The following is a 17,103-nucleotide window of genomic DNA, read 5'->3' on the forward strand; positions in this document are numbered from 1 at the left end:
ACCTACAAGCGAGTGATGTCCCGAGGAATCTTCTTAAACGTGATCGAATGTGCAGCCAATTCTCGCTCGGACAGCACGCATGTATCGGCGTAAATCACATATGACTCAGCCGCACACTCCGCCGGAATCGATGCCAGATATTCCCGATCAAGTACCGTCGGCGCGTCGGTATCAAAAGCAAAGAAATACGCTACTCCGGTCGTGGAACGACCCAAGAAATCAACATGAATACCGGCCTGCTCCGGCTGGTAAGACTCGCCAGTCTCCGTGAACCAAATGTACTCACGCACACGATCCAAAGGAACCTCAGGATTTAGATTCCCCTCAACCAATAACGGAGCGCCAAGCTCGTAATAGGAAAAACTGCCACCTGTGCCAGCAGTAACTGCCTTATCGCTTCCGTATCCTTTGATGACGCGCTTGACGCGCTCGGCGGTTATTGAATCCGCATAGTCGCTAAGTTCGATCAGGATGAACTTGCGTTCAGCATCATCATCGCGGTTCGAATTCAGCACTGCATGAGCAGTAGTGCCGGATCCTGCAAAGGAATCAAGAACAATCCCTTCCGCATTGCTGTGCAATGCAATGATCCATTCGAGAAGAGAAAGGGGTTTTGGCGTATCAAACTTTTTACTTCCAAAAATGGCCTTAATAACAGCAGTGGCATCTGCGTTAGTGCCGTAACCATCTAGCCAGGTATTCCACCCGAACGACTTTTTGGAATCCCGAATCTTTTCATATGGCACCCAGCGCTCTTCTTCTCCATCTACGATTACGCCCGTGTCGTACGCAGTTCTCTCCCAATGGGCAGCTTCAGGATTCTGGAGAATTTCAGCCATGCCGGAGTGTTTGGGACTCCATCGCCAGTAACCATCTGTCCCATCATTTTTGATCGGGAAAACTTCTTCACCGTTAGGTGCTGTAATTGGAAACCAGAGAGTAGGTCTGTCAGCTCGGTCGGAAGTCGCGCCCCATTTTCTGAGTTCTCTGCCTTTTCGATATGGACCTTTGCTGTCTTTGAGGTTAAGTTTTCCGGTCGATTTTTCTTCCTTCACCAGCGCAGATTGATCACCTTTGGAGTAGAACAGGATGTACTCGTGCCCGGTGCGAAGAGCAGTTTTGTCTTTTCCTCCGCTCGGTTCTGAACGTACCGGGGCGCAGGCAAGCCGGTTTGCAGAGCCGAAAATCTCGTCCATAATGCAGCCGAGGTTAGACAGCTCGGTGTCTCCTATTGACACGGCGATCAGACCATTTTTGGAAAGCAGCCTGTGTAGGAGACGTAGGCGTGGGTACATCATACAAAGCCATTTGTCGTGGCGGCTGAGGTCTTCGCCTTCTTTTCCGACGACTTCGCCGAGCCATTTTTTAATGCGGGGGTCGTTGACGTTGTCGTTGTACACCCAGCCTTCATTGCCGGTGTTGTAGGGCGGGTCAATGTAGATGCAGTCGACTTTTCCTTCATATTTGGGCAGCAGGGCTTTGAGAGCTTCGAGGTTATCTCCATGGATGATCATGTTTTCGGAGCCGTTGTCTTCAGTGTGTTGGCCGGTCTCATCGAAGGAGTATTTGCGGTTTAATACCCGGTAGGGCACGTCAAGGTGGTGGGTGATTACTTTGTCTTTGCCCACCCAGGTCAATTCAGGCAACTGCCCCTCCCCTTCGATCCGGCACTGAAATATCTCAGGCTCTGATCCTAAGCGTACGCCTTGTTTTTATTATTTCGATACGCCTCGTTTCAACCTGAAATGCTTTCCACTTCCCCCAAGCGTTCCGCGGCCAAGTCTTCCATGTATCCAGGTTTGGCTCCTCCATAATACCCAATTAAACGGCGCGATCTCGACGTCTAGCTCTTATTGCCATACCCGGACTCCCGGGGCGCTTCAATAAATCACCTTTGAAGACAAGGCGCGATTTTGTTGAACTAATTCACCTTCGGTGTAAACAATGTAGCCCCATCAAAAATGAGACAAGGCAGATCTACGCAGTCTCACTTGACAAGATTTGCGCACTATGCTTTACTGTCTTTCGGAGCGATCCAACACGTGAGTCGTTGGCCGCATCCAAATAAATTGCAAAGTCACGTAGCAGTTGCTACCTGAACTAAGAAAGGTACGAGAATGTGCAATTTCAATACAAGTACTTACGGCTTTGAAACGGCCAAGCGGATTCTTCGGATTAGTTCTAGCACGATGCGCAAAGTCATCGACTTCAATCTCGTCTCAGCATCTCCACGTGGGACAGAACAGCGAAACGAAGAGTATTCGGGATGGGATATTGGATACCTGAGCGCTGCTCGATCTCGGCCGTTTACGATTGAAGACGGACAGAAGGCTCTCGTCTGTTCAATGGGCGTCGAAGAGCACAATGCTCTTCCTTCACCGTATTTGGACGCTACAGCACTGGAATACAAAGATGTCCTTGATAAGATCCGCAGTAATGTTTCCGAAGAAACTTGGCATCAAGTTCAGGATGGAACGCTACGAGTGACCGGGTTTTGGCGCGTCAGCCAAGAAGACACTGATTTTTTAGTTTCAAATCAATCAATCATCGTGTTTTCTTGGGCCGGCTTTATTCTAGCCGGCGGTCATATCATGGAATGCGTTCCGAATGTGGTCAACCAGTCTGGCGGGCGTTGCTTCGTCGTAAAGCCCTTTGACAGGCATGACGCCCACCTGTACGCGCACAACTATTTGCGTTCTCGCCCAGGGCCAATGAACAAGGTTTGGAGCTCTGAAGAGCTTCTCGAAGAAGCTTTGAAGCTGCGGAAGTCATGAGGCAATAGTGCTCCGGGGCGAGGCAGCATTTATGTTCGATCTCGCTCCGGAGGCAAAGTACATCATCTCAGCCGCTTGGCGATTGAATTCGCTATCCTTAATTGACATTTGCCAGACGCACGACAATTTATCCCGCACTGGCTACGGATAACGGCTATAGGACACTTTGGTGCCCGGCAACTGGCCCATTGCCGGACACCGAAAGCCTAGTAGTGGACATGCTATATCGGATGCGCACTCGCATCGCTACGCCAAAGAGAGGAACAGCTTCTCCAGTTTCTTGGCGTCTAGCTCGGCGGTTTCGTCGTCTGACGTCATGCACTCGCGTAGGCCGGTGGCGATCACCGCGAAAGCGGCACGGTCAACTGCCTTACCGACAGCCGAAAGTTGGGTGACCACCTCATCGCACTCGCGCCCGTCCTCAATCATCTTGATCACTCCGCCGATTTGCCCCTGCGCCCGCTTGAGCCGTTTGAGCACGCCGTCGAGTTCTTCCGCGTTGACTTGCATGATTACTTCCCGAAAATCCGCGCAAAGAAACCGGAGCCGCTGCCCTCCGTGCTTACGTCGTCGTGGCCGCCACACCACTGGCCCGCCGGCACCGCGGCCTTGACCTCATCCACGTGCTGGCCACACCCGGCCCACGTCGTCTTGCCACACGTCTTGCATTTTGCTGGTCTGCACATTGTTCCCTCAATCCTTTCGTTCGCCGCAGCACACTCGCGTGCCGCGAGATCGTCGTCGTCAACTCTACATACCCCCGGGGGTACTTGCAACATACCCCTGTGGGTATGTATCTTGGTGGTATGAAGAATAACTCGGCACAAACAGATCAGAAGAAATACGTCATCGTCGGCGGCGTGGCCGGCGGAATGTCCGCAGCAACCCGCCTGCGGAGGCTAGACGAAAACGCCTCAATCACCGTGGTCGAACGCAGCGGATACGTATCCTTCGCCAACTGCGGACTTCCCTACTACGTCGGCGGCGTGATCGAAGAACGAGGCGAGCTCCTCCTGCAAACGCCCGAGGCTCTCAAGGCGCGTTTCAACATTGACGTACTCGTGCACACCGAAGTCACGCACATTGACCCCGCGGCGAAAACCGTGCAGATCCAGCCTGTTGGCGAGGGTTCCCGAGCTCCTGCCGGCACCACCGAACTCGCCTACGACTCCCTCATCCTCTCCCCCGGCGCCACACCCGTGATCCCACCAATCCCTGGCATCGAACGCGCCCTCCCACTGCACAACATCGAAGACACGGACGCACTCATGGCCAACACACAAGGCGCGACAACCGCCGTCGTCATCGGAGGCGGCTTCATCGGAGTTGAAGTCACCGAAAACCTCGCCCACCGCGGGCTGAAAGTCGCGCTCGTCGAAGGCGCCGACCAAGTCATGGCACCCCTCGACCCCGAAATGGTCACTCCCGTACACGACCGCATCCGCGAGCGCGGCGTCGATCTATACCTCGGCTCGCAGGTGGTGGCAATCGGCGACGACGACGTCGAACTCGCCGACGGCACGAAAATCCAGGCCGACCTTGTGGTGGCGTCGATTGGTGTGCGCCCAGATACGACACTCGCTGAACAAGCCGGCCTCACGCTCGGTGAGACTGGCGGGATCGCCGTCGACACTAAGATGCGAACCTCCGATCCCAGCATCTACGCCATCGGAGACGCTGTGGAGAAAACGGACGCGATCTCGGGTGATGCGAGCCTTGTTGCGCTCGCTAACACGGCGAACCGGCAGGGGCGCATGGTCGCAGACATCATCACCGGGCGAGAAGCTGCCGATCGGCCAGTTCTCGGCACGTCCATCGTGCAGGTATTCGATCTTCACGTGGCGAGCACGGGGTGGAATGAAAAGCGGCTACGCGCTGCCGGACGGGCCTATCGGGCGATCCACTCCCATCCGTCGTCGCACGCGGGCTACTACCCTGGAGCCGCCGCCATGGATCTCAAGCTCCTCGTGGACCCGGAAACCGACCTCATTCTGGGCGCGCAAGGCGTGGGCGAAGACGGCATCGACAAACGCATCGACGTGATCGCCACCGCGATCGCCGGCGGAATCACCGCCTCCGAACTCACCGACCTCGAGCTCGCCTATGCGCCCCCATTCGGGTCAGCTAAAGACCCGATCAACATGCTCGGTTACATCAACCGCAACCTCCACGAAGGCCTTACCGAATCTGTTCAGTGGCACGAAGTCGCTGGGCTCATGGAGTCCGGCGCGCATTTGATTGACGTGCGCGGGCCCGGCGAGTTTGCCAACGGCGCGATACCGGGTGCGATCAACATCCCGCTCGACGAGATACGCGACCGGCTCGATGAGTTCCCCGATGGCGAGCTTATCGTCTCGTGCCAAGTCGGCCTACGCGGATACCTCGCCTCCAGGATCCTTCGCCAGCACGGGCGCGATGCCAAGAACCTCTCGGGCGGATACCGCACGTGGAAAGCCGGCACGAACGCGTCGTAAGCGAATCGGGATTAGGAATCCGCGCCGCTGAGAACGTCGTCGAAAGAAATGAGGTCTTCTTTACGGGCCAATTCGGCGGCGCGGATATCCTCAATGTCCTCTAGCGTTTGCTTGCTTTGTTCTTCCTTCGGGTGAGCCGCGGGAGCGTCTTGACTGCATCAGCAACCAAGAAGAACACCCACACCACCACGACGATCCACATCCACTGCCAGCCTTCCCGACTCATCGCAGCGTTGAAGGAGATGATCAAGAAGAAAACGAGGATAAGGGTTCGACCGATGTAGGAGATGACCTGTACTTTTTTGCTGCCGTTCACGTGAGGGCCTTTCTCTCGGAGCTCTACAGGGAGGGACGCTCACCGCGCAGCCTCACTGTCAACTGTAATCGATCCACATTTCGATGTCACCGGCGGGTTGCACCCAAAATGAAATAGGCTCAGCGATTGTCGGAGCAACCTGATTGGATATGAGTGTAAGACGAACGCACCCACAGAAAGCCACGCATGAACGAGAACAACTACCCTAATTTCGGTAATCAGAATGACACTCAGCCGCCTCAGGGCTATCAGTCATTTTACGGCCAGCCGCAACCTCCCCAGCCTGGCGCGTCCGGACAGTTTCAACCATACGGCCCCTACCCTCCTTACAACGGTCCACAACCGCCCGAGAAAAAGCCTTGGTACCGGCAGCCATGGGTGATCGTTGTTGGCGTCGTTGCCCTGCTCATCATTATCGGTATAGCGATCGCAGTCGGAACATCCAACAAACCCGAAGCTTCACCATCAGCAACCGCCACACCAACGGAAACTGCCACGGCTACACAAACGCCAACAGTCCGCCCCTCAACAACCAAAGCTCCGCCCACAACCACCTCAGCACCTCCAACGCCTACCATTCCAGCGGAATATGCCGAAGCGTTGAAAGACGCCGAATCCTACCTGTCATTCAAAGCATTTTCGAAAGCCGGGCTCTACGAACAACTAACCTCTGAGTTTGGTGAAAACTTGTCGCCCGAAGCGGCCCAATACGCGGTGGATAATATCGACGTCGACTGGAATGAACAAGCACTGAAGTTAGCTAACTCCTACTTGTCGCACACAGCATTTTCGGAAGCCGGGCTTTACAACCAGCTCACGTCAGAATACGGCGAAAATTTCACTCCAGAAGAGGCTCAGTACGCTATGTCCAACCTGACGGTGGACTGGAATGAGCAGGCTCTCAAATCGGCGCAAAGCTACCGAGATAACCTGGGAATGTCGAACGACGAAATCTATGAGCAACTGATTTCCGAATTTGGTGAAGAGTTCACGGAAGAACAAGCTCAATACGCCATCGACAATCTTCCGTAAATTGTTCCAGCTCAGATAGAGCCGAGACGTTCCAAGCAAGAACTCGTACTCCCGGTAATCTAGAACCATGACAAACAATCATGTTCCGCACCGGGCGGCTCAGTTCCGCAACGACATGTACCACGGCACTACCCATCACTGGTCCGGCAACCCCAACCAGGCACTGATCGCTGAAGTCGAGCAGTTGATTGAATCTGGTGTGAGGCCGGGTACTGCACTCGATGTCGGGGCCGGAGAGGGCGCCGACGCCGTCTGGCTCGCCAAACACGGGTGGGAGGTCACAGCAGTTGAACCGTCCAAAACAGCGGTTCAACGCGGACAACAACTTGCGTCGGATGCTGACGTAGCCGTGCATTGGATTGCGCAGGTACTCGAAGAAGCTGAACTGGGAGAATCTCAATTCGATCTCGTCGTGTCCATGTATGTTGCTTTCCTTAAGGAAGAGCAACCGAGCGAGGACGCGGCAGGAGCGTCGGTGAATCCGGCGCGTTTTCTCACGGAGCTCGTAGCGCCTGGCGGACATCTCCTCTTCGTCCACCACGAAGGCTTCGACTACCCGAAAGCTCACGGGCACCGCTTCACTCGCGACGATTACGTCGATCCCGACGTATTGCGGGCTACCCTGCGTGACGGCTGGCGGATTATCACCGACGCCGTTCGCGAACGCCACGTAGACGGAGGCGGCGGAGCACACCACCATACCGACGTCGTGCTCCTCGCGCAGAGAATCTGAACCTGACTGACAGGATGTCAGTGTTGTTTAAAGAATTACAGACGAGTGAACAGCTCCAGCATCTAGCGAACAGCTCTATCCTCGACGCCCATCAACGAGCCCGATAGGCTGGACACATGTACAACATTGAACAAGGCAAGAAATTCGAAGAACAAACCTCCACGCCAGAAGGCACTGCCACCTGGAAAAACCAGCTCGACAAATTCGCCAAAGGCAACCCGTCCGAATGGGTAACCGGCGCCGTTTTTGGCGGAACCTATGAGCGTGACGGACTTGAGCTACGTGACCGGCAAATGCTCACCATGGCCGCACTCGCTGCGATGGGTGGCGTGGAACCCCAACTTACCGGGCATATTGCTACCGCCTACAAGCACGCAGGACTCAGCAAAGAACAAATCGCCGAATGCTTCATCCACCTCATGCCATACATCGGTGTACCGAAAACCTTGGCAGCGATGCGTTGCATGGAAGCAGCACTCGGCGGCGAAGACGACTAACGAGAGCGTGGCAAACTGACGAGGCTCGGATCTACAAAGTGCCGAGTCTCAGGTCCACAAAGTGCCGAGTCTCAGGTCCACAAAGTGCCGAGTCTCAGGTCCACAAAGTGCCGAATCCGCTGATCAATGTCACATCGGTGGCGATCTGGCGCGTTGCTGCTACGGCAGCAAGGAAAATCGAGTTGATCGGCATTGACCTCGTTTTCGCTGCTGCAATAGCGAAAACGCATGAGTTGAGCGACTCTACAAAAGCTAAGCGCACGTCTTCGACGGGCGCTTAGCAATTATTCGGCAGGTTATTACTCGGCCGCCTCACGATAACGGCGAGTCAGCAACACGATGCCCGCTCCGACAAGCAGGCATACCGCTGCTGCTCCTGCAAGATCGAGCGACATGATGCCAGTTAACGGCATCTGTGAAGGTTTGGTACTGGTTTTAGTCGGCGTAGGTGCCGGTTCTTTAGCAACCTGCGGCGCTTGCGTTCCTCCCTTACTGGAAGACGCGCTACTTGCCGCAACTGTCGGTTCTTGTGTCGGCTCCTCAGTGGGCTGCTGAGTCGGGTCCTGAGTCGGTTCCTGAGTCCGGTCCTGAGTCGGCTCCTCGGTGGGCTCATCCGTCGGTTCCTGCGTCGGTGCTTGAGTCGGTTCCTGGGTGGGCTCATCCGGGGGCTCCGGCGCCGGTTTTTCTTTCACCGTCACCTTGACCGTTGCAGAATTTGACGTCGTATCCGGATATGTCACCTTCACGACAACGTAAGCAATTCCGGCAGTCTGGCCATCTGGAATAGTCGTTTCATCTACCACAGTTAGAGTAGGCGCAGGTGCGTCCGCCGGATAATTCGGAATCGTGACCTTATCAATCACTTCTTGCGGCGTCGTAGCCTCACCGAACTCTTTAATAATCTCCCCGCCTTTCGGCGTGTACAAAAACTTCCACTCATAAGGCTTTAAGATCCTCAGCTGCCAGGTGTATGCATCACCTTTGTCCGGGAATTTAATATCCGAAATGGAGAATACCCCATGCGGTGAGGCCATCGCTTTCTCGGTGAAAGAGAAAGTGTCGTCAGGATTTTCTTTCAGCAAACCATCAGCCGTGTATACCCGCGCGGGGATGCGCGTGCCATCCTTACTCCGTAGCGGAAGGTCGAAAGTGAGAGACGTGGGAGCAATACGGATACGCTGAACGTTTTCACCGTCTGGCTTTTCTTCAAATCCCGCAAACTTTTCAAATGACTCAATGCGATTATCAGTAAACGCGGAATCATCGATCAATCGCACGTTTTCGATATTCGTAATGGAATGTTCTCTAAGCCGATTACCTGCAAATACTTTGGCCGGCAGGGTATCCAGAGCCGCAGGAAGACGAACACCGGTAAGCTTGTTGTAGGAAAAAACGTATCCACCTAGCTCCTGGAGAGAATCAGGAAGGTTGAGCGTACCGGTAAGGCCATTATCGATAAACGCGCCCAACTTGATTTTCTGAATTCCTTCTTGGAACACCACCGTTCCCATGTTCGGATTCGTCTGGAAGGCAAGCGCTCCGATTTGTTTCAAAGTGGATGGAAAGCTCACCCCCCTGATGTCATTGTTTTCAAAGCTATATTCGTTGATTTTCTCAAGGCCCTCGTTAAATGTAACCTTCTTAAGCCCAGTTTGCTGGAAAGCATAATCATCAATTGTGCGAATATTTCCGGGGACGGTCAGTTCCTCAATGGTCTCTTTTAAGAATGCACGTTTGCCTACTCCCGTAACGGGCACTCCGTCCGGAGTCGCCTCAGGGAGGACCAGATGCTTATTTGTTTTGATCTTTTCTTCCCCGGAGGCGCTCAAGCCATCTACCCAGTAACCCTCCGCCGTGTTACTGTACTTAAAATCTTCCGGCTTCCATTCTGACGTGGTGGCCTCAGCTATTGAGAAATTTGCTCCACACAAAAAGAGAAGAATAGCCGCAGTCAAAGATGCGATAAACGACAGAGTTATCTTTCGCGTCGTTCCCTGCCCTTTGATTAATGATTTGTTCTTCATACTTACGCCTCAGATATTGAGATGCACAAAACACCCGGATAACGATACTTTTACCTGCCCTCACCTTGCCGGTAGAACGGTTTCCACGCTGATCGTAACAAGCTATGTTGAACTAAAAGTGAACTGGACTATTGGGTATTATCTTGGTTCCTCAGTCCGTTATGACGGAACACTAGTGGTTTCACCCAATTGCAGGTCCGGCTTCAGTTTCCCTGCACGCGGCGACACCAGCGCCACGGGAACCTCACCCGTGAAAGCTGCCGCAGGCCATCGCTCCATCCGCGAACCCACAGACACAGGTTTGCGCATATCCACGAAAATCCCGTTGCCCAACGCACGCGCTTCAGCTTCCGTCACCTCGACCACCGGAAACACCCGCCTGCAGACCTGCGCGATAGACATTGGGGCGAGCTCTCCCCCGGCTTCCACCACGCGTTTCAGATCAGCCACCGTGACCGCATCCGCAACGTTCCACGAACCAATATCCGTGCGCCGCAAGCGAGTCAAATGCGCTTCGGTCCCAAGCATTATCCCGACGTCGCGTGCAAGCGCCCGCACATACGTACCTGCAGAGGCGGTCACGACCACGTCAAACTCGAGCACCGGCACCTCGGCGCCCGCAACGTCCACCACCCCGGGCTCAACCTGCGAAGTACGTTCGAAACGTTCCACCCGCACGGGGCGAGCCTCCAGCTCAACCTTCTGCCCGGAACGCGCGAGATCGTGTGCCCGCTTGCCGTCCACCTTCAGTGCAGACACGGTGGCCGGCACCTGCATGATCTCCCCCGTCAACGCTTCCAAAGCGCGATCCACATCCGCGCCGCTCGCCTGCGGCGGGCTCGCCGCACGCAGCTCGCCGTCGGCATCATCCGTATCCGAACCAACGCCTAGGCAGATGCGAGCCTCATAGGTTTTATCCGCGCCCACTAAGTATTGAATCAACTTCGTAGCACGTCCAGTGGCGACGACGAGCAGCCCGGTGGCCATCGGATCGAGCGTCCCAGCATGCCCCACCTGGCGGGTCGCACCCAAACGGCGCAGCGCACCAACCACATCGTGGCTGGTCACGCCCTGATCCTTATCGATCAAGAAAACACCTTGAGACGGCGTTAAGCCGCGGGGCAACTCACCCCACGGCTTAACGCGCGCATGACGAGCAATCGCACGCTGACGATTACGCTCCCGGCCACTCGGCACTAAGAATCCACACCTAGGCTTCCACCGGACCCCAAGTCCTCGCTGGTGCCTACCGCGGCGTCCTCATCCCGTGGCGTCCGATACGGATCAGCATCACCGGCAGGCTTAGCACCTTCGGCCCGGCGGCGAATCTCCTCGTCACGGGCACGTGCCTGCGCGAGCAGATCCTCCATCGACTTCACCGAATCCGGCAACGCATCGAGAATAAACTCCAGCGATGGCGTTAGCCGCAGGCCAAGCTGCTTTCCCACGACGGACCGAATCATCCCGGTAGCAGACTCAAGAGCCTTGCCCGATTGAATCCGCTCCTCTTCGGAGCCCATCACCGTATAGAACACGGAGGCGTGCTGCAGATCCCCAGTTACCCGGACGTCCGTTACGGTCACCATGCCCAGGCGCGGATCCTTCAACTTGCTGTTGATGAGCCGTGCCACGATCTGCTTGATCTGGTCAGCAACCCTGTCAACACGAGTATTCGCCATTGGTTCTCCTAGTCGCGTGCCTTTTCGCGGGTCTCCCACGTCTCAATGAGATCGCCTTCACGGATGTCGTTGAAACCGAGCGTGATACCGCATTCGAAGCCCTCACGGACCACGGACACGTCGTCCTTCTCGCGGCGTAGCGATTGGATCTCTAGATCCGACGCCACGACTACGCCATCGCGTACCACCCGTGCCTTGTGGCCGCGGTTGATGGTGCCCTTGCGCACGATCGAACCAGCAATGTTTCCGAACTTGCCGGAGCGGAAGATCTGCAGGATTTCGGCAGTGCCGACCTCCACATCTTCATAAATCGGCTTGAGCTTGCCCTTAAGCGCGGCTTCCACATCGTCGGTAACGTCGAAGATGACGTTGTAGAACTTCATCTCCACGCCCTCTTCATCCGCGAGCTCCTGCACACGTTCAGCAGAGCGCACGTTGAAGCCGATGATGACGGCGTTATCAACGGTTGCCAAGTCAACATCGGACTGGGTGACCGGACCGACACCACGGTGGATGACGTTGAGTTCGACTTCGCCCTGACCAACTTCGATCTCAAGCAGCGAGCTTTCGAGTGCTTCGACGGAGCCGGACGAATCGCCCTTGATAATAAGGTTGAGCGTTTCCACCTTGCCCTGTTCGATGGCGGACGTGAAATCTTCGAGCGAGATCCGCTTGCGGCGCTTAGCCAGCGTTGCAGCACGCTTGGCGGCCTCACGGCGTTCGGCAATCTGCCGTGCCGTGCGGTCATCTTCAGCAACGATGAGCTGATCGCCTGCCCCGGGGATCGAGGTCAGGCCAAGAACCTGCACGGGACGTGACGGTTCGGCTTCCTCAACGTTTTCGCCGTGTTCGTCGATCATCGCACGCACACGCCCATAGGCGGTACCAACCACGATGGAATCGCCAACTCGTAGCGTACCATCCTGGATGAGCGCCGTAATAACCGAACCACGGCCGTGCTCAAGCTTGGCTTCGATAGCCACACCACGCGCCGGCTTGTCCGGATTCGCCTTCGGCTCCACCAAAATGTCCGAGGTGGCCAGCACGGTCTCCAGAAGGTCTTCAATGTTCGTACGCTTCTTCGCCGATACGTCAACAAACGCGACGTCGCCACCGTAGTCTTCCGCAACCAGCCCGTATTCGGTCAGCTGCGAACGGACCTTTTGCGGGTTTGCCCCGTCCAGGTCGATCTTGTTAACAGCGACGACGATCGGCACGTTCGCTGCCTGCGCATGGTTGATCGCTTCCACGGTTTGCGGCATGACGCCGTCATTAGCTGCGACAACGAGGATCGCCACGTCCGTCACGTCGGCACCGCGGGCACGCATTTGCGTAAACGCCTCGTGACCCGGGGTATCGATGAATGTAATCGCGCGTCGCTCGCCTTCCACGTCCACGTGGGTCTGGTAGGCGCCAATGTTCTGGGTAATACCACCGGCTTCACCACGCCCGACGTCGGCATTGCGGATCGCGTCCAACAGGGCCGTCTTACCGTGATCAACGTGACCCATGACGGTCACAACCGGCGGGCGTTCGTTGAGATCCTCCGGATCCTCATCAGCACGTTCGGCTTCCAGATCGATGTCGAAGGCTTCGAGGATTTCACGATCCTCGTCTTCAGCACTCATGATCTTGATCTCGTAGCCAAGCTCGGCACCGAGTAGCTGGAACGTGTCTTCATCCAGCGACTGGTTGGCCGTAGCCATCTCGCCCATGCGGAACAGCACGGTAATCAGCGCTGCCGGATCGGCATTAATACGCTCAGCAAAATCAGCAATCGAGGAGCCTGCACGCACGCGCACTTCCGCACCGTTACCGCGCGGCACCTGCACGCCGGCGGTCATTGGTGACTGCTGCTCTTCAAATTCCTGCCTCTTGGCACGGCGTGACTTTCGCCTGCCGCCACCGGTACGCCGACCGAACGCGCCAGCCGTTGAACCGCCGCGTGCCTTACCACCGGAACGAACGAAACCGCCGCCGGGACGCTGGCCTTGGCCACCACCTGGGCGCTGACGGCCACCACGGCCGCCACGCTGCGATTCAGGCTGGGGTGCCTGATCCGGCATCATGCTCGGCGTTGGACGCGGGCGCCTACGCTGCCCGCCTCCACGCCCAGTATCAGCCTGATCTTGGCGCATGCCTTGACGGGGCGCGAACGGGCTATTGCCCGGGCGCGGCCGTCCCATACCCTGCTTCGACGCAAACGGGCTATTTCCTGGGCGTGGCCCCCGGCGCCGCTGCGGACGCGGCGGCGCCGCCTCACGAGCAGCCCTCGCCGAGGCTGCGGCCTCTCCCGGAGTTGCGATTGGGCGTGGCCTATCGGCAGGCTTGCCGCCCGGCTTAGCAGCCGGTGTGGGCTTTGCTCCTGAATCGGCCTGCCCGGTCTCCTGCTTTCCACCGCCTGCGCCCGGCGTTGGTTTGCCCTTGGGCTGTGCCGGTTTGGGTGGGCGTGGTACGGCGCTGGTCTGGCCAGGCTTGGCTGGCTGTGCAGCCGACTCATCAGCGTCAGCGGTACCTGCGCCGGCTGCACCCGGCTTGGCTGCCGGCTTTGCCGCAGGCTTAGCGGCCGGAGTCTGCTCTTTCTTGGCCCCCGCACTCGCAGACTTTGCTTTCTTCGCCGGTTTCTTTGCCGGCGCGGAGTCAATTTCTTCGGGGTGCTTTTCAAAATATTCGCGTGCTTTACGCACGACTGGTGCCTCAATGCTTGAGGACGCCGAACTAACGAATTCGCCATTTTCCTTCAGCACGTCTAGAAGCTTTCGAGACGTTACGCCGATTTCCTTGGCAAGCTCATGTACGCGGACTTTTGCCACTTTTCTCCTTCATCGTGGGTCCGCGCACGCGGCGTCAGACCTCCTGCAGATAGCTCATCGCTGGGTACTCATCGGGTGCCCATGGGCTCTCTACCCGCTTTCATCTCTGGGGGCTGGCCGCCCCGTGGTCATTTCAAGCAAAGCCTGCACGTGCTCGAGGCCAACCGCTCCTTTAAAGGCTCGGTTGAATGCCTTCTTCGCCAGTGCCTGCTTCAGACATTCGGCAGTGGGATGCACCCACGCCCCGCGACCTCCCAGATTCGCGCGCTCGTCTGGGAACACGTTCCCTTCGATTGCCGCGAAACGTAAAAGATCGCTGGAATGCGCTACGGTTCGACACCCGATACATGTGCGCTGTTTAATTGCGCGCGGGATCGACGTAGGCATACTTGTGTCATTTTACCCGACGTTTCGGTTTCCTGTACCGCCACCGTGGTGAGGTTGCTCAACTATCGGCGAGTATCTTCCGACGCCTTACGGATATCGATCGACCACCCGGTGAGCTTCGCAGCCAGCCGCACGTTCTGTGCTTCCTTGCCGATTGCAAGCGAGGCCTGGTCGTCTGGCACGATAGCTCTCGCTTGGCGCGTGTCCGGATTCAAGATGTCTACCCGGAGCACCTTCGCCGGCGAGAGCGCGGCTGCGATGAAAGCCGTGATGTCGTCGTCGTAATCGACGATATCGATTTTTTCACCCTGCAACTCTTGGGTAACGGCACGCACTCGCTGGCCGTTCGGACCAATGCACGAACCTTTCGCAGCCACGACGGGATCGTTCGACCACACGGCAATCTTGGTGCGGTGCCCGGCCTCGCGAGCCAACGCCACGATTTCGACGACGCCGGACGTGATCTCCGGAACCTCGGTTTCAAAAAGCTTACGCACAAAATCAGGATGTGAACGCGAGAGCCTAATCGACGCACCGCGCGGGGTGACCGAGATGTCGAGCACGAGGCAACGAATCAGATCGCCGCGCTCGAAACGCTCGGTGGGCACCTGCTCCTCGGAACGTAACAGCCCGCGGTTCTCTCCCAACTCAACGAACATGTCGCGAGGCCCTTGGTTTGACCCGGCCGTACCCTCAACGGTTCCGGCTACGATCTCGCCTTCCTTACCCTGGAAGTCCCCAAGGATCCGCTTTGACTCGGCCTCGCGCAACCGCTGCGCAATAATCGACCGGGCTGTCGACGTCGCAATACGGCCGAAGTCGTTCGGCGTGTCGTCAAACTCGCCGATAACCGTGCCGTCCTCATCCAATTCGGGAGCCCACACAGTCACGACACCGGTCGAGCGGTTGAGTTCAATACGCGCACCTTTCACCGCACCCGGCGCACGGTTATACGCGTGCAGGAGCGCGGCCTCGATTGCTTCGAGAAGAATGTTGAGATCTACGCCGAGCTCGGATTCAACAATCCGCAGCTCGTCCATCGAAATGTCCACGTTACCTCCTAGAACTCGAGCCTGACCTGCGCGCCGGCAATATCGGCAAGATCGAGCGAGCGTTCCTCGCTGCCAACAGCAACCACCACAGTATCACCCGATACGGCGTTTATCCGCCCCTCGAACTCCGTGCCATCGTCTAGCGAGAACGCGACAAGCCGGCCTTGCGCCCGCGAAAAATGGCGAGCCGTGGTGAGCTTCCTCTCTGCACCCGGGGTGGTCACCTCAAGATTGTAGGAACCGGCAATCGGATCGGCCTCATCAAGCGCAGCCGACACCGCACGCGTAACTTCGCTCAGCGCCCCTGAATCTACTCCGCCTGGCCCGTCCGGCAGATCGATAGTGACCCGGAGCGTGGAGTGCTTTCCGGCACGATGAAGTTCGACCTGTTCTAAATACAGGCCGTGCTCGTTCACGATGGGCTCCACGAGGGAGGCGATCTCGCTGTGTGTTGACATGGTTCTCATCTTACCCGCGGGCTGTGGCAGGATAAAGTCATGTCAAAGCGCGAATCAGGCTCCACACTCGTTTTTGCTGGGTCGCTACTGCTCGGTGTCGCTATCTTCGCCCTCGTTATGGTGGTGATGGGCACCCGGCTTGATAAGGACGTCTCCCCCGAGCCTGCTAGCGAGCAAGAAAATGAACGCCAAGAAATCGCAGCCCTCGCGCAGGTGATCAGCGACGACGCCGAGCTCGGCGACTACGGACAGGCGTGGCTGGATGCCCTGGGTGGGGTGTGGGTGCCCTGGCCGGACGGCGCGCCCGAGGGTTACACGAATCCGCCGACGCCGGTACCCGCGGCTACAGACGCTCCCGCGGCGCTCGACCAGCTCGCCAGCACAGCGCTCAACTCCGATCTTGGTAGCACAGTTACCTCCATGGGAGTTGCTGCGCTGACCTTGAACGCTCACGATGTGGCCGGATGCGGCGAGTACGATATGGCAGCGCTCGGTACGATGACCGCAACAGGCACTGCTGTGGAAAGAATCGAAACGGCACGCCAATGGCTCGAACTCGACGCCGCCCGCACACCCGAGGGCGAACGTGAAAACGACGTGGCCCGCATCGAATTGCTGTCCGATCTGATCGACGCCCAACTCGCGGCCGGTGCACCTGATAAGCGCCCAGCGATCATCACAGAACCAGAACCAGATACGCACGTGACAGCCGCATACGACACGGTCGTCACCGAACTACTTTCGCACGCGCGCACGGCCCAGCCAACCGACGTTCACAACGCGGCATCGTTCATCTGCCACCTGTACAAGATCCCCGGCGCCCCGGCCATCAGCCCGCTACCCGGCCTTGCCGTAGATTAACGC

At 57.1% G+C, this 17,103-nt stretch carries 17 protein-coding genes; 6 read left to right on the forward strand and 11 right to left on the reverse strand.

Annotation, left to right across the window (positions count from 1 at the left end; all coding sequences use genetic code 11):
- Positions 1–2 precede the first annotated feature (2 nt).
- Positions 3–1,646, reverse strand: a complete 1,644-nt coding sequence (locus EL234_RS01655) for a site-specific DNA-methyltransferase (protein WP_126415835.1) — start codon at positions 1,644–1,646, stop codon at positions 3–5.
- A gap of 471 nt (positions 1,647–2,117) precedes the next feature.
- Here EL234_RS01655 and EL234_RS01660 point away from each other — a divergent pair, with 471 nt between their 5' ends.
- A complete protein-coding gene (locus tag EL234_RS01660; RefSeq protein WP_126415836.1) occupies positions 2,118–2,774 on the forward strand; it encodes a hypothetical protein in 657 nt (218 codons plus the stop codon).
- A 246-nt stretch (positions 2,775–3,020) separates the two neighbouring features.
- Here EL234_RS01660 and EL234_RS01665 read toward each other — a convergent pair whose 3' ends face one another.
- On the reverse strand, positions 3,021–3,284 hold the full coding sequence (locus EL234_RS01665; protein ID WP_126415837.1) for a metal-sensitive transcriptional regulator: 264 nt from the start codon (positions 3,282–3,284) through the stop codon (positions 3,021–3,023).
- A gap of 2 nt (positions 3,285–3,286) precedes the next feature.
- Positions 3,287–3,553 (reverse strand): hypothetical protein, encoded by a 267-nt coding sequence (locus EL234_RS01670; RefSeq protein WP_126415838.1) that lies wholly within the window; start codon positions 3,551–3,553, stop codon positions 3,287–3,289.
- Positions 3,554–3,580: 27 nt separating this feature from the next.
- Here EL234_RS01670 and EL234_RS01675 point away from each other — a divergent pair, with 27 nt between their 5' ends.
- Complete coding sequence (locus EL234_RS01675) at positions 3,581–5,248, forward strand: FAD-dependent oxidoreductase (protein ID WP_126415839.1); 1,668 nt, start codon at positions 3,581–3,583, stop codon at positions 5,246–5,248.
- Positions 5,249–5,348: 100 nt separating this feature from the next.
- Here EL234_RS01675 and EL234_RS01680 read toward each other — a convergent pair whose 3' ends face one another.
- The gene (locus EL234_RS01680; protein ID WP_126415840.1) at positions 5,349–5,564 is read right to left on the reverse strand and encodes a hypothetical protein; all 216 of its coding nucleotides are present in this window, start codon (positions 5,562–5,564) and stop codon (positions 5,349–5,351) included.
- A gap of 186 nt (positions 5,565–5,750) precedes the next feature.
- Here EL234_RS01680 and EL234_RS01685 point away from each other — a divergent pair, with 186 nt between their 5' ends.
- From EL234_RS01685 to EL234_RS01695, 3 genes are all read left to right on the forward strand, one after another.
- Positions 5,751–6,596, forward strand: coding sequence for an Ltp family lipoprotein (locus EL234_RS01685; protein ID WP_126415841.1), 846 nt, complete (start codon positions 5,751–5,753; stop codon positions 6,594–6,596).
- A gap of 67 nt (positions 6,597–6,663) precedes the next feature.
- Complete coding sequence (locus tag EL234_RS01690; protein WP_126415842.1) at positions 6,664–7,329, forward strand: class I SAM-dependent methyltransferase; 666 nt, start codon at positions 6,664–6,666, stop codon at positions 7,327–7,329.
- A gap of 116 nt (positions 7,330–7,445) precedes the next feature.
- Positions 7,446–7,826 (forward strand): carboxymuconolactone decarboxylase family protein, encoded by a 381-nt coding sequence (locus tag EL234_RS01695; RefSeq protein ID WP_126415843.1) that lies wholly within the window; start codon positions 7,446–7,448, stop codon positions 7,824–7,826.
- Between the two features lie 299 nt (positions 7,827–8,125).
- Here the strand turns inward: EL234_RS01695 and EL234_RS01700 are convergent, their stop codons facing one another.
- The 7 genes from EL234_RS01700 to EL234_RS01730 form a co-directional block, all read right to left on the reverse strand.
- Positions 8,126–9,850 carry a leucine-rich repeat protein gene (locus EL234_RS01700; protein ID WP_126415844.1) on the reverse strand — a complete coding sequence of 575 codons (1,725 nt, stop codon included), beginning with the start codon at positions 9,848–9,850 and terminating at the stop codon, positions 8,126–8,128.
- A 159-nt stretch (positions 9,851–10,009) separates the two neighbouring features.
- On the reverse strand, positions 10,010–10,939 hold the full coding sequence (gene truB / locus EL234_RS01705; protein ID WP_241969054.1) for a tRNA pseudouridine(55) synthase TruB: 930 nt from the start codon (positions 10,937–10,939) through the stop codon (positions 10,010–10,012).
- A 107-nt stretch (positions 10,940–11,046) separates the two neighbouring features.
- Positions 11,047–11,529, reverse strand: coding sequence for a 30S ribosome-binding factor RbfA (gene rbfA / locus EL234_RS01710; protein ID WP_126415845.1), 483 nt, complete (start codon positions 11,527–11,529; stop codon positions 11,047–11,049).
- Between the two features lie 8 nt (positions 11,530–11,537).
- Entirely contained in the window at positions 11,538–14,342 is a 2,805-nt protein-coding gene (gene infB, locus EL234_RS01715) for a translation initiation factor IF-2 (RefSeq protein WP_126415846.1), read from the reverse strand.
- Between the two features lie 90 nt (positions 14,343–14,432).
- Complete coding sequence (locus EL234_RS01720) at positions 14,433–14,729, reverse strand: YlxR family protein (RefSeq protein ID WP_126415847.1); 297 nt, start codon at positions 14,727–14,729, stop codon at positions 14,433–14,435.
- A gap of 62 nt (positions 14,730–14,791) precedes the next feature.
- Positions 14,792–15,781 carry a transcription termination factor NusA gene (gene nusA / locus EL234_RS01725; RefSeq protein WP_126415848.1) on the reverse strand — a complete coding sequence of 330 codons (990 nt, stop codon included), beginning with the start codon at positions 15,779–15,781 and terminating at the stop codon, positions 14,792–14,794.
- 8 nt (positions 15,782–15,789) lie between these two features.
- Positions 15,790–16,239, reverse strand: coding sequence for a ribosome maturation factor RimP (locus EL234_RS01730; RefSeq protein WP_197718450.1), 450 nt, complete (start codon positions 16,237–16,239; stop codon positions 15,790–15,792).
- A gap of 39 nt (positions 16,240–16,278) precedes the next feature.
- Here EL234_RS01730 and EL234_RS01735 point away from each other — a divergent pair, with 39 nt between their 5' ends.
- Complete coding sequence (locus EL234_RS01735; protein WP_126415850.1) at positions 16,279–17,100, forward strand: hypothetical protein; 822 nt, start codon at positions 16,279–16,281, stop codon at positions 17,098–17,100.
- The last annotated feature ends 3 nt before the right edge of the window (positions 17,101–17,103 follow it).

Origin of the sequence: Trueperella bialowiezensis, assembly GCF_900637955.1 — a bacterium.
Taxonomy (GTDB): domain Bacteria; phylum Actinomycetota; class Actinomycetes; order Actinomycetales; family Actinomycetaceae; genus Trueperella; species Trueperella bialowiezensis.